The sequence below is a fragment of the Streptomyces noursei genome (assembly GCF_001646665.1).
Taxonomy (GTDB): domain Bacteria; phylum Actinomycetota; class Actinomycetes; order Streptomycetales; family Streptomycetaceae; genus Streptomyces; species Streptomyces lavendulocolor.
Genome location: NZ_LWBU01000090.1, coordinates 86,834 through 98,993, shown reverse-complemented (window position 1 = coordinate 98,993; position 12,160 = coordinate 86,834). Strand labels below are relative to the sequence as shown.

General features: G+C 72.1%; 10 protein-coding genes and 2 tRNA genes. 6 read left to right on the top strand and 6 right to left on the bottom strand.

All coding sequences use genetic code 11. The annotated features are described in order from the left end of the window. Window positions 1–3 precede the first annotated feature (3 nt). Together rsgA and A4V12_RS07835 are read left to right on the top strand one after the other, a co-directional pair. On the top strand, window positions 4–1,017 hold the full coding sequence (gene rsgA, locus A4V12_RS07840; RefSeq protein ID WP_064068503.1) for a ribosome small subunit-dependent GTPase A: 1,014 nt from the start codon (window positions 4–6) through the stop codon (window positions 1,015–1,017). A gap of 111 nt (window positions 1,018–1,128) precedes the next feature. Then, a complete protein-coding gene (locus A4V12_RS07835; RefSeq protein WP_064068502.1) occupies window positions 1,129–1,452 on the top strand; it encodes a DMT family transporter in 324 nt (107 codons plus the stop codon). Here A4V12_RS07835 and A4V12_RS07830 read toward each other — a convergent pair. Continuing rightward, complete coding sequence (locus tag A4V12_RS07830) at window positions 1,418–2,041, bottom strand: TetR/AcrR family transcriptional regulator (protein WP_064068501.1); 624 nt, start codon at window positions 2,039–2,041, stop codon at window positions 1,418–1,420. The two genes, A4V12_RS07835 and A4V12_RS07830, sit on opposite strands and share 35 nt — an antisense overlap. Before the next feature lie 110 nt (window positions 2,042–2,151). Between A4V12_RS07830 and hisN the strand changes: the two genes are divergently transcribed. After that, entirely contained in the window at window positions 2,152–2,949 is a 798-nt protein-coding gene (gene hisN / locus A4V12_RS07825; protein ID WP_064068500.1) for a histidinol-phosphatase, read from the top strand. Between the two features lie 169 nt (window positions 2,950–3,118). Next, window positions 3,119–3,523, top strand: coding sequence for a CBS domain-containing protein (locus tag A4V12_RS07820; protein ID WP_064068499.1), 405 nt, complete (start codon window positions 3,119–3,121; stop codon window positions 3,521–3,523). 138 nt (window positions 3,524–3,661) lie between these two features. On the opposite strand, the gene A4V12_RS07815 is transcribed toward A4V12_RS07820, so the two are convergent. Beyond that, entirely contained in the window at window positions 3,662–5,113 is a 1,452-nt protein-coding gene (locus A4V12_RS07815) for a catalase (RefSeq protein ID WP_064068498.1), read from the bottom strand. Between the two features lie 153 nt (window positions 5,114–5,266). Here A4V12_RS07815 and A4V12_RS07810 point away from each other — a divergent pair, with 153 nt between their 5' ends. After that, entirely contained in the window at window positions 5,267–5,683 is a 417-nt protein-coding gene (locus A4V12_RS07810; RefSeq protein ID WP_064068497.1) for a Fur family transcriptional regulator, read from the top strand. A 211-nt stretch (window positions 5,684–5,894) separates the two neighbouring features. On the opposite strand, the gene A4V12_RS07805 is transcribed toward A4V12_RS07810, so the two are convergent. The 4 genes from A4V12_RS07805 to A4V12_RS07790 all read right to left on the bottom strand — a co-directional run bounded on the left by A4V12_RS07805 (window position 5,895) and on the right by A4V12_RS07790 (window position 11,305). Then, window positions 5,895–5,968: transfer RNA gene (locus A4V12_RS07805), tRNA-Met, on the bottom strand. Between the two features lie 140 nt (window positions 5,969–6,108). Further along, window positions 6,109–7,962: a tetratricopeptide repeat protein gene (locus A4V12_RS07800; protein ID WP_064068496.1), complete on the bottom strand. Its 1,854-nt coding sequence runs from the start codon at window positions 7,960–7,962 to the stop codon at window positions 6,109–6,111. Window positions 7,963–8,181: 219 nt separating this feature from the next. Next, window positions 8,182–8,255: transfer RNA gene (locus tag A4V12_RS07795), tRNA-Met, on the bottom strand. Window positions 8,256–8,332: 77 nt separating this feature from the next. After that, entirely contained in the window at window positions 8,333–11,305 is a 2,973-nt protein-coding gene (locus tag A4V12_RS07790; protein WP_064068495.1) for a UPF0182 family membrane protein, read from the bottom strand. 138 nt (window positions 11,306–11,443) lie between these two features. Between A4V12_RS07790 and A4V12_RS07785 the strand changes: the two genes are divergently transcribed. Further along, window positions 11,444–11,998 carry a PPA1309 family protein gene (locus A4V12_RS07785; protein WP_064068494.1) on the top strand — a complete coding sequence of 185 codons (555 nt, stop codon included), beginning with the start codon at window positions 11,444–11,446 and terminating at the stop codon, window positions 11,996–11,998. The last annotated feature ends 162 nt before the right edge of the window (window positions 11,999–12,160 follow it).

The window sequence follows — 12,160 nt, the reverse complement described above, 5'->3', positions numbered from 1 at the left end:
GACATGCGCCGCTACGGCAAGAACACCGACGAGGACGACATCCGGTCCCGCCCCAACCGCAAGGGCAACCGGCCGCGCACCAACATCCGCCCCAAACACGAGGACGCGGCCGAGGGCATGGTCCTCACCGTGGACCGCGGCCGGCTGACCTGCCTCGTGGAGGACCGGGTCGTCATGGCGATGAAGGCCCGGGAGCTGGGCCGCAAGGCGGCCGTCGTCGGCGACCGGGTCTCCCTGGTGGGCGACATGTCGGGCAGCAAGGACACCCTGGCGCGGATCGTGCGCATCGAGGAGCGCGCGTCCGTGCTGCGCCGCACGGCCGACGACGACGACCCCTACGAGCGCGTGGTCGTCGCCAACGCCGACCAGCTCGCCATCGTCACCGCCCTGGCCGACCCCGAGCCCCGGCCCCGGCTGGTCGACCGGTGCCTGGTGGCGGCGTACGACGGCGGCCTGGAGCCGCTGCTGGTGCTCACCAAGTCGGACCTGGCCCCGCCCGAGAAGCTGCTGGAGCTGTACGGCGCGCTCGACATCCCGTACGTCGTGACGAGCCAGGACGAGCTGTACGACGGGCACACCGCCGCCGACCGGGTGCGCGAGTACCTGTCCGGCCGCACCACCGCGTTCGTCGGCCACTCGGGCGTCGGCAAGACGACCCTGGTGAACGCGCTGGTCCCCGAGGAGCGCCGCAGGAGCACCGGTCTGGTCAACGCGGTCACGGGGCGCGGCAGGCACACCACCACCTCCGCGCTGGCGCTGCCGCTGGACCGCGCGGAGGGCTGGGTGATCGACACCCCCGGCGTGCGGTCCTTCGGACTCCACCACGTCGACCCGTCCCGGGTGATCAACGCCTTCCCGGACCTGGTGCCGGGCACGGAGCAGTGCCCGCGCGCGTGCAGCCACGACGAGCCGGACTGCGGGCTGGACGCCTGGGTGGCGGAGGGGCACGCCGATCCGGCCCGGCTGTTCTCGCTGCGGCGCCTGCTCTCCACCCGGGAGCGACGCGAGGGGGACTGAGCCGCGCACGTTTGCGGGTGGCTCCGCCTGGTAAGTGCATAATCGCACCAAGTGACACGAAGCAGTCACCGACATCACTCACCGAGGTCACCGACGCGGGAGGCACTGACGATGGCGTGGCTGCTGGTGATTGTCGCCGGTTTCCTGGAGACCGGTTTCGCGGTCTGCCTCAAGCTGTCGCACGGTTTCACCCGGCTGTGGCCCACGGTCGCGTTCGCCTGCTTCGCCCTGGGCAGCTTCGGGCTGCTGACGCTGTCCCTGCGGAAGCTGGACATCGGCCCGGCGTACGCGGTGTGGACCGGTATCGGCGCGGCGGGCACGGCGGTCTACGGGATGGTCTTCCTCGGCGACCTGGTGTCCGTGCTGAAGATCGTCTCGATCTCGCTGGTGATCGTCGGCGTCATCGGTCTGCAGCTGTCGGGCTCATCGCACTGAGCGCCCGGCGCAGCACCGCGCCGAGCCCCCGGGCCTCGCCCTCGCCCGCGGCCGGCGCCACCACGTACGACAGGGCCAGCCGCACCGCCAGCTCGCACGCCTCCTCGCCGGGCCCGGCGCCGTCGCGCCCCAGCACGGTGCGCGAGCGGTCCCGCACCGCCGCGAGCAGTTCGCCGGGCGCGGGCGGCCCGGCGTCGGCGCGCCGCTGCGCCGGGGTGCCGGCCAGGACGCGGGAGCGGACGGGGGCGGGGCGCGGGGCGGGCAGCCGCTCGCCCCAGCAGCCGGTGAGCAGGGCGCGCAGCAGTGGGCGCCCGGCCGCGGCCGTCACGGTCCACTCGGCGACGGAGACGAGCCGGGACGCGGCGTCGGGCCCGGTCCGCAGGGCGCGCTCCACCCCGTGCAGATAGGCGTCGGCCTCGCGCCGCACCAGGGCGCGCGCGAGTCCCTCCTTGCTGCCGAACTCGTTGTAGAGGGTCTGCCGGGAGACCCCGGCGGCACCGGCCACGTCGACCATCCGGACCGCCGTCCAGGGCAGTTCCGCCAGCGCCGCCAGGGCGGCGTTGAGCAGTGCTTCTCGCGCGGTGGGCATCGTCGCCTCCCAGGCACGTCACCTCGGCCCTGCGCTCAGGGTTGACGGGCGGCCACGCACTGTCAATAGGCCCCGCCGGAGCGGCCGATCCGCCGGGATAGAGTCGGCCCATGGTCGATTACCACGATGATCTGCGTCTCGCCCACGTCCTCGCGGATGCCGCCGACGCCGCCACCATGGAGCGGTTCCGGGCCCTGGACCTGAAGGTGGAGACCAAGCCGGACATGACGCCGGTGACCGAGGCGGACAGGGCGGCCGAGGAGCTGATCCGCGGTCACCTCCAGCGGGCGCGCCCGCGGGACGCCATCCTGGGCGAGGAGTACGGCGTGGAGGGCACCGGCCCGCGCCGCTGGGTGATCGACCCGATCGACGGCACCAAGAACTACGTGCGCGGAGTGCCCGTGTGGGCGACGCTGATCGCGCTGATGGAGGCGGGGCCGGGCGGCTACCAGCCCGTGGTGGGCGTGGTGTCGGCGCCGGCGCTGAACCGCCGCTGGTGGGCGGCGAAGGGGGCGGGCGCCTACTCGGGCCGCAGCCTGTCGTCGGCGACGCCCCTGCGGGTGTCGAAGGTGGCGGAGCTGTCGGACGCCTCGTTCGCGTACTCCTCGCTGGGCGGCTGGGAGGAACAGGGGCGGATGGAGGGCTTCCTGGACCTCACGCGCGCGTGCTGGCGGACGCGCGGCTACGGCGACTTCTGGTCGTACATGATGGTCGCCGAGGGCTCGGTGGACATCTGCGCCGAGCCGGAGCTGTCGCTGTGGGACATGGCGGCGCCGGCGATCGTGGTGCAGGAGGCGGGCGGCGTCTACACGGGCCTCGACGGGAAGCCCGGCCCGCACAGCGGCAACGCGGCGGCGTCCAACGGCCTGCTCCACGAGGAGCTGCTGGGGTACCTGAACCAGCGCTGACGACCCGCGCGGGCGCCGTGGACGGCGTACGGAGCGTGGTGGCGTGGGTGCGCCAGGTGGTGCGGCCCCCTTGTTGAGGGCCGTGCCGGCTGCCACTCTGAGAGTCCCCCCGCTTGTGAACTTGTGAATCCTTTCTCATGGGGGTTCACCAAGGAGGTGGCTTACGCCCATGCTCGTCCGTGACGCCATGAGCACGGTGGTCCTCACCATCGGCCCCGCACACACCCTCCGCCAGGCGGCCGCCCTGATGGCGGCGCGCCGCGTCGGCGCGGCCGTCGTGCTGGACCACGACACCAGCGGCCTCGGCATCCTCACCGAACGCGACATCCTGGTCTCCGTCGGATCCGGGCAGAACCCGGACCTGGAGACGGCCGGCGCGCACACCACCACCGACGTCGTCTTCGCCTCACCGGAATGGACCCTCGCGGAAGCCGCCCAGGCCATGGCCCACGGCGGCTTCCGGCATCTGATCGTGCTGGACGGCGACGGACCGGTCGGTGTCGTCTCCGTCCGCGACATCATCCGGTGCTGGGCGCCGGCGCGGCTGCGCGAGGCCACGCTGGCCGCGGGCTAGGGCACGTCCGCGAGGCATCGCCCGTCCGCCCCGACGGGGCCGGGCGGGACTTCGCGGACACGGCGGCAGGTACGCGAGAGGGCCGGCTCCCGCGCACGGGAGCCGGCCCTCCGCTCACGACAAGCGATCCAGCGCTGTTCAGCCGCGCAGGGCCTGGACCGCGGCCTCCAGCCGCTTGCCGTAGTCCTCGTCCGCCTGGCGGAAGTTGTTGATCGCGCGCTCGGCGATGTCGTCGCGCGAGACCTTGGCGATGAAGCCGGACAGGTTGGCGATCAGGCGCTCCTTCTCCTCCTCCGACATCAGCCGGTAGAGGTTGCCCGCCTGGACGAAGTCGTTGTCCTCGGCGTGGACGGGCGCCTCCTGGTCGCCGGTCACACCGGTGACCGGGACCGGCTGCCACAGCGGGCGACCGGTCTGGGCGGGGCCGCCGAAGCTGTTGGGCTCGTAGTTCTTGGCCCCGGCGTGACGGCCGTCGTAGAGGAACCCATCACGGCTGTTCGTTCGCGCCTCGGTGGCGTGCGGACGGTTCACCGGCAGGTGGTCGGCGTTGATGCCGACGCGGTAGCGGTGGGCGTCGCCGTACGCGAAGAGGCGGCCCTGGAGCATCTTGTCGGGCGACGGGCCTATGCCGGGCACGAAGTGCGCCGGGGAGAAGATCGACTGCTCGACCTCGGCGAAGACGTTCTGCGGGTTGCGGTTGAGCTCCAGCTTGCCGATCTCGATGACCGGGTAGTCCGCGTGCGGCCACACCTTGGTGAGGTCGAACGGGTTGAAGCGGTACGTCGCGGCCTCGGCGGCGGGCATGATCTGCACACCGACGGTCCAGGACGGGTAGTCGCCGCGCTCGATGGCCTCGCGCAGGTCGCGCTGGTGGGAGTCGGGGTCCTCACCCGCGAGCCTGTTGGCCTCGGCCTGCGTGAGGCACTTGATGCCCTGGTCGGTCTTGAAGTGGTACTTGACCCAGAAGACCTCGCCGGCCTCGTTGTTCCACTGGAAGGTGTGGGAACCGAAGCCGTCCATGTGGCGGTAGCTCGCCGGGATGCCGCGGTCGCCGAACAGCCAGGTCACCTGATGCGTCGACTCGGGCGACAGGCCCCAGAAGTCCCACACGTTGTCCGCCTCCTGGGAGCCGGTGTACGGGTCGCGCTTCTGGGTGTGGATGAAGTCGGGGAACTTGATGGCGTCCTTGATGAAGAACACCGGGGTGTTGTTGCCGACGAGGTCGTAGTTGCCCTCCTCGGTGTAGAACTTCAGCGCGAAGCCGCGCGGGTCGCGGACGGCGTCGGCCGCACCGAGGTTGCCCGCCACTGTCGAGAAGCGCAGGAACGTTTCCGTCTGCTTGCCGACCTCGGAGAGGAACTTCGCCCGGGTGTACCGGGTGACGTCCGCGGTCACCGTGAAGGTGCCGTACGCGCCGGCGCCGCGCGCGTGGACCACGCGCTCCGGGATCCGCTCGCGGTTGAAGTGGGCGAGCTTTTCCAGCAGCAGCTGGTCCTGGACCAGAACCGGACCACCGACGCCCGCGGTCTCGCTGTTCTGGTTGTCGGCGACCGGCGCGCCGGCCTCCGTGGTGAGCGGTCCCTGCGTCACGTGCGCCTCCTGCGTGTGTCCTGCGATGTCCTGCAAGTCCTGTCCCTTGGCTAATGCCGGTCCCGATCCTACAATGGACATTGTCTAAGTCAAGCCCGCTTCCAAAGCCACACCGATTCGGGACTTGGGTCCCCTGCTGTTAGGCTGGTTTTCATGAGTGACCTGTTGGAACGACTGCGCGGACGCGGCTGGCGTATGACCGCACAGCGGCGTGTCGTGGCCGAGGTCCTCGACGGGGACCACGTCCATCTGACGGCCGACGAGGTGCACGCGCGCGCGGTGGAGCGGCTTCCCGAGATCTCCCGCGCGACGGTGTACAACACGCTGGGTGAGCTGGTGACGCTGGGTGAGGTCCTGGAGGTCTCCACGGACCGCCGCGCCAAGCGGTACGACCCGAACGCCCACCGTCCGCACCACCACCTGGTGTGCGCCCGGTGCGGCGCCATCCGCGACGTCCACCCGACGGGCGACCCGCTGGCGGACCTGCCCACCACCGAGCGCTTCGGTTTCACGATCTCGGACGTCGAGGTCACCTACCGCGGCGTCTGCCCGAACTGCACCTCCGCCTGACAGCTCCGCCGCCCGGCGCCCCCGGGCCGGCACCGAAGCCCCCGGACGCGACCCGCGCCGGGGGCTTCGTCGTGCCGGGGCGTCCCGTCGCGGCGGCGCGGGGCGTCCCGTCGCGGCGGCGTCGGGGCCGGGGGCCGTTGCGCGGGCGACCGGACCCGGCACCGGACACGCCGAAGGCCCGGATCCTGAGGATCCGGGCCTTCGGTTTCAGTAGCGGGGACAGGATTTGAACCTGCGACCTCTGGGTTATGAGCCCAGCGAGCTACCGAGCTGCTCCACCCCGCGTCGATGAACACAACCTTACGGGACCGCGTGGACCAGCGCAAATCCATAAGCCGGCCTTGGACCGGCACGGTCCCGGGCCCCGTGGGCCGGCGCCGCGCCGACGCTCCGTGGGCCGGCGCCGCGCCGGCCGCGAGCGCCTCCTACGCGGTGAGCTCCTGGTGCAGCGCCTCGCTGAGCCGGGCCGCCCGCTCGGCGACCTCCGCGGGGCCCAGCTCCACCGCGCGGGCGCACCAGCGGCGGCCCTCGGTCAGCTCGCCCCGCCGCGCGGCCAGGAGGGCCAGGCGCAGGGCGGCCCGCCCGTGACCGGCGCGGGCGGCGCGGGTCCACCAGAGCGACGCCTCCCGCTCGTTCCCGTCGCGGGCGAGCAGCAGGCCGAGGTTGAAGGCGCCGTTTCGGCTGCCCGCGTCGGCGGCCTCCCGGTACCAGCGGGCCGCCTCCGCGGTGTCCCCGCGGGCGGCGGCCAGCATGCCGACCCGTACCTGGGCGCGCCGGTGGCCCTGTTCGGCGGCCCGCTCGTACCACTCCTCGCACTCGCTCTTCGGCGCCTGCGGCTCGCCGAGCGCGGGCGGGCCGGAGGGCGCCTGGCGGGCGTCGAGCACCGTGGCGAGGCGGAACGCGGCCTCGGCGCTCCCGCCGCCCGCGGCGCACCGCAGATGGCGCTCGGCCTCCTGCTCGTCGCCGTCGCGGAGGCGGGCGATGCCGACCTGGAGCGCGGCCTCGGTGTGGCCGGCCGCGGCGGCCCGCTCGTACCAGCGCAGCGCCGCCTCGTCGTCGTCGCGACCCGCGTAGAGGATGCCGAGGTTGAAGGCGGCGTCCACGCTGCCGGCCTCGGCGGCCTTGGAGAACCACGGCTCGGCGCCGTTGGGGTCGCCGCTCTGGAGGAGCAGGATGGCGAGCGCGTTGGCGGCCTCGCGGTGACCCGCGTAGGCGGCGCGGCGGTACCACTGCTCGGCCTGGGCGACCCGGTTCTGCGCGGCGAACAGCAGTCCGAGGTTGTACGCGCCGTTCACGTCGCCCGCGTCGGTGGCCGCGCGGTACCAGCGCTCGGCGGTCTGGTGCTCGCCGCGCGCGGCGTGCAGGGCGCCGAGCGCGTTGGCCGCGTTGCCGTCGCCGTCCTGGGCGGCGCGCAGCCACCAGACGGCGGCGCTCTCCTCGTCGCCGGCGTCACGGAGCAGGAACCCGAGCGCGCAGGCGGCGCGGGACTCGCCGTCCTTGGCGGACGTCAGGTACCAGCGGCCGGCCTCCTTCAGCTCGCCCCGCCGCTCCAGGATGGCCCCGAGGTGCAGGGCGGCGCGCCGGTGGCCGCGGGCGGCGGCCTGCCGGTACCACTGCTCGGCGGTCTCGGCGCCGGTGACGGGCGCGGTGTCGTCGGCGGCCTGCGCCTGCGCCTGCCGCTCCAGGGCGCGGGCCAGGCGGTAGGCGGCCTCGCGGTGGCCCTGCTCGGCGGCGGCGCGCAGCCACCGCTCGGCGCCGACGTCGCTGCGGTGCTCCAGCAGGTCGGCGAGGGCGTAGGCGCCGAGGGCGTGGCCCTGCTCGGCGGACTGGCGCAGCCAGTACTCGGCCGCGGGCTCGTCGCCGCGCTCGCGGTAGTGGCGGCCGAGGGCGTGGGCGGCGGCGGCGGACCCGGCGACGGCGGCGATGCGCCACCAGCCGGCGGCCTCGTCGGCGTAGCCGCGCTGGTGGAGGAGGACACCCAGGTTGTTGGCGGCGGCGCGGTCGCCGTCGGCGGTGGCGGCGCGCAGGTAGGGCTCGGCCGCGTCGAGGTCGCCGCGGCGGAGCAGCAGGGCCCCGAGGACGCTCATGGCGGCGGTGTCGCCCTTCTCGGCGGCGCGGCGGTGACGCTCCTCGGTCTCGACGGGGTCGCCGGTCTCAGCGCTGTCCATGGCGGTGGTCTCCATGGCAGCGTCGCTCATCACATCTGCGGCGCTTTCGGCGTGCCGCTGCACAAACCGCCCTGTCTCCAACAGAGTTGCCCTGTCCCCCATAATTCCCATCGTCGCACCACCTGCTACCCGCGTACACCTGGTATACCGCAGCCAGTGAGGTCACTTCAGCGTTTTGTCGACATGCCCACAGGGAGACAAGTCAAACACGTCCCACCTCAACTGCCCCCGTCAGGGCCGTTCTTCACATGAGTGGCGACGTCCCCCCGAAAGCCCCAGGGAACACAGCAAGGGCCCGGATCCTGGAAGGATCCGGGCCCTTGCTTTCAGTAGCGGGGACAGGATTTGAACCTGCGACCTCTGGGTTATGAGCCCAGCGAGCTACCGAGCTGCTCCACCCCGCGTCGTTGTGTCACTACCGTATCACGACCCGGAGGGCCCCCCGCCCGCCCCGGGGGCGGGCAGGGGGCACCGCCGTGGATCAGCCGCCGGAGGCGGGCTCGGCGGGCTTGGCCGTGGCACCCGGGGCCGCGGGCTTGGCCGCCCCGGCCGCCGGCTTGCCGTCGGCGTTCTTGCCGGCGTCGGCCTTGCGCTGGGCGTCCGCGTCCGCGACCCGCTGCAGCGCGGCGGCCAGCTCGTCCTGCGCCTTGCCGTACGCCGTCCAGTCGCCCTTCTTCAACGCCGCCTCGCTGTCCGCGAAGGCCTTCTGCGCGTCGGCGATCGCCTGCTGGAGCGCGGCCTCGCCGGTGACCGGCGGCTTGGTCGGGTCGCTCGGCGGCGGCGTGGTGGGCGTCTCGCCGTCCACCCCGAAGACCGCGTTCAGCGCCTTGGCGAGGTTGTCCTCGAACACCGTGGTGTCCTTGGTCGTGTCGCCTTCCGGCTGGTCCGCGTCCACGTACGACACCGCCACCTTGCGCAGCAGCGGGTAGAGCGCGTTGCGGCCCTGTGCGTAGATCGGCTCCACGTACAGGAAGCCGCCGTCGAGCGGCACCGTCAGCAGGTTGCCGTACTGGATGTCGGAGTCGGCGCCCTTGAGGTCACGGACGAACTGGGCTACGGAGGGCAGGCTGTTGAGCTTGTTCTGCACCTGCGCGGGACCCGGCACGTCGGAGGTGACCCTCAGCAGCCTTATCCGGCCGTAGTCCTTGCTGTTGGCGTCGGCGTCGACCGCCATGAAGCCGCCCAGGTTGGGCCGGCCGTTCGGCGTGAACGTCGTCGTCAGCGAGAACTGCTGGGCCGTGTCCCCGGGCATCTTCATGCTCAGGTAGTACGGCGGGACCGCGTTGCCGTCCTTGTTCGTCGGGTCGTCCGGCACCTGCCAGGCGTCACTGCCGCTGTAGAACTGGGCGGCGTCCTGGACGTGGTAGCGGGTCAGCAGCTCGCGCTGGACCTTGAACATGTCCTGCGGGTAGCGCAGGTGCTCCCGCAGGTCGGCGCCGATGGCGGTCTTCGGCTCGACCGTGCCGGGGAACGCCTTCATCCAGGTCTTGAGGACCGGGTCCTTGGTGTCCCACTGGTACAGCTTCACCGTGCCGTCGTACGCGTCGACGGTGGCCTTCACCGAGTTGCGGATGTAGTTGACCTGGTTCTGCTGGGCCACGACCGCGCGCGTCTGGTTGCCGGCCGTGAGGGAGTCCGTGGTGGTGTCCCCCAGGGTCGTGCGCGAGGCGTACGGGTAGCCGTTCGTCGTCGTGTAGGCGTCGACGATCCACTGGATGCGGCCGTCGATCACCGCCGGGTAGGCGTCGCCGTCGATGGTCAGCCAGGGGGCGACCGCCTCCACGCGCTGCTTGGGCGTGCGGTTGTACAGGATCCGCGACCCGTCGCCGATGGCGCCCGAGTAGAGGATCTGCGGCTCGCTGAAGGCCACGGCGTAGGCGGCCCGGTTGAAGGTGTTGGAGAGGTTGACCCCGCTCTTGCCCTTGTAGCTGGTGGTCTTCTCGCCGTTCTCCTCGTAGTCGAGCTCCTTCTGCGGGCCGCCGACGATCGAGTACTGCTCGGTCTTCTCGCCGTAGTAGATCCGCTGCTCGTACTTCGGCGTCTGGCCGCTGGTCGGCAGGCCCGACTCGGTGAAGATCGGGGAGCCGTTGGCGTCCGTCGCCGTGCCCGTGGCCATGATCGCGCCATAGCCGTGCGTGTACGTGAAGTGGTCGTTGATCCAGTTCCGCTTGGGGATGCCCTTGATGTTCAGCTCACGCAGACCGATGACCGTGTCCTTGCCCTGGTACCGGTCGACGTCGAGCGTGGTCGGGAACTGGTAGTACTTGCGCCGCTGCTCCAGCTGCTGGAACGTCGGCGACACGATGTTCGGGTCGACCAGCCGGTAGCTGGCCGCCGAGTCGGCGTCCGCGCGGAGCCGGTCCTTGGCCTTGACCGTGGACTTGCCGGAGTAGTTCTCCGGCTTCGTCTGGTCGATGTCGTACGCCTTGCGCGTCGCCTCGATGTTCTTCTCGATGTACGGCGCTTCCTTGGCCTGCTCGTTCGGCTGGACCTGGAACTTCTGCACGATCGCCGGGTACAGCCCTCCGATCAGGATCGCCGACAGGACCATCAGGCCGAAGCCGATCACCGGCAGCTGCCAGGTGCGGCGCCAGAGCGTGGCGAAGAACAGCACGGCGCAGATGACCGCGATGCAGAAGAGGATGGTCTTCGCCGGCAGGTAGGCGTTGGCGTCGACGTACCGCAGGCCCGTCCAGTTGCCGGTCGCCTTGAAGTCGCTGGACTTCACGGCCAGGCCGTACCGGTCGAGCCAGTAGGCGACGGCCTTCAGCGAGACGAACACGCCCAGCAGCACCGAGAGGTGGCCGGTCGCCGCGGCGGTCGCGCGCGCACCGGGGCTGGTGATGCGCAGCCCGCCGTACAGGTAGTGCGTCAGGGCCGCGGCGATCAGCGACAGCACGGTCGCCGCGAAGCCGAAGCCGAGCATGAACCGGTACCAGGGCAGGTCGAACGCGAAGAACGACACGTCCAGACCGAACTGGGGGTCCTTCTGGCCGAAGGACACGCCGTTGACCCACATCAGCCAGGTGCGCCACTGCCCGGAGGCCGAGGCACCCGCGATCAGCCCGACCAGGGCGGTGATCGCCAGGAGCACCCACTTCTTGTACGGGGCCAGTCCCATCCGGTACCGGTCGAGGCTCTGCTGCTCCAGCGACATCGCGCTCAGCGGCGGACGCAGCCGGTGCGCGAGCCAGATGTTCAGCCCCACCGCCACGGCCATCAGCAGCCCGAAGACGGCGAACAGGCCGATCTTGGTCCACAGGGTGGTGGTGAAGACGGACGAGTAATTGACGGACCTGTACCACAGCCAGTCCGTCCAGAACCCGGCGAACATGACGAACAGCATGGCCAGCACGGCCAGCACGCCCAGTGTCATGAGCAGGGTACGGGCCCGCCGGGACGGCCGGCCGACTCTGATCCGTGGCCCGGTCGGGCCTCCGCCGCGGTCCGGCATCTGGAAAGCCAACGTGCGCCCCTCGAGTTCGCGGTCGTGTGGTGTAGCAGGCCCAGCGATCGTAGAGCCCACTCATGCAACTTACTGAAGCTTTACCTAGTTCCCGTTCCCGGGTCGAAAGGAGGCAGGATATTGACCATGTCCAACGTTTCCCCCTCCGGCCCCCCGATGGCCGCCAGCCCGCTGACCCGCGCGGTGCTCGAGATCGACGAGTACGCCTCCGGCCTCGGCTGGGACCAGCCGGCCCGGCTCTTCGCCCTCGTCGACACCGCGCAGCTGCGCTCCCAGGAGCCGGGGCTGGCCTCCCAGCTCGGGCTCGGCTCCGACGAGTCCGCCGCCCCGCTCACCCCGATCGAGCAGGACGAGATCCCGGCGGGCCGGCCGCTCGACGAGTTCCTCGGCACCATCGCCTGGCCCGACGCCGTGGCCGGCTGCGCGATGACGGTGGAGCGGCTGATGCTCCCGCCGTCCGCCGAGGCCTCCGTCCCGGACGGCCTCGACGAGGCGGGCCTCGCCAAGTGGGTCGCCGCCCACCCGGACCGCCAGGAGGTCCGCATGACGGTGGCGGTCCTCCGCGACGGCGCCCGCGAGTCGGCCCTCCGGCTGCGCGAGAAGGACTCCCCCACGGAGGTCCTGACCGGCGCCGACCTCGTGCCGGGCCTCGCCGAGGCCCTGGCCGCGACCTTCGCCTGACCGTGCCGCGGCCCGGCGGCCGGCCCGCCTCATGGGCGGCCGCCGGGCCGCGCGCGTCGGGGCCGAGCGGCGGGCGGGACCGCCCGGGTCGGCGCCGCCCGGGTCCGCCCCGGCGGGCGACGGCCCGCGAGCGGCGGGCCCGCACGCTGCCGCGCTCCTCGG

Coding starts and splice junctions, on each gene's coding strand:
- rsgA (WP_064068503.1), top strand. CDS start 4: ATGCGCCGCTACGGCAAGAACACCGACGAGGACGACATCCGGTCCCGC.
- A4V12_RS07835 (WP_064068502.1), top strand. CDS start 1,129: ATGGCGTGGCTGCTGGTGATTGTCGCCGGTTTCCTGGAGACCGGTTTC.
- A4V12_RS07830 (WP_064068501.1), bottom strand. CDS start 2,041: ATGCCCACCGCGCGAGAAGCACTGCTCAACGCCGCCCTGGCGGCGCTG.
- hisN (WP_064068500.1), top strand. CDS start 2,152: ATGGTCGATTACCACGATGATCTGCGTCTCGCCCACGTCCTCGCGGAT.
- A4V12_RS07820 (WP_064068499.1), top strand. CDS start 3,119: ATGCTCGTCCGTGACGCCATGAGCACGGTGGTCCTCACCATCGGCCCC.
- A4V12_RS07810 (WP_064068497.1), top strand. CDS start 5,267: ATGAGTGACCTGTTGGAACGACTGCGCGGACGCGGCTGGCGTATGACC.
- A4V12_RS07800 (WP_064068496.1), bottom strand. CDS start 7,962: ATGGGAATTATGGGGGACAGGGCAACTCTGTTGGAGACAGGGCGGTTT.
- A4V12_RS07790 (WP_064068495.1), bottom strand. CDS start 11,305: ATGCCGGACCGCGGCGGAGGCCCGACCGGGCCACGGATCAGAGTCGGC.
- A4V12_RS07785 (WP_064068494.1), top strand. CDS start 11,444: ATGTCCAACGTTTCCCCCTCCGGCCCCCCGATGGCCGCCAGCCCGCTG.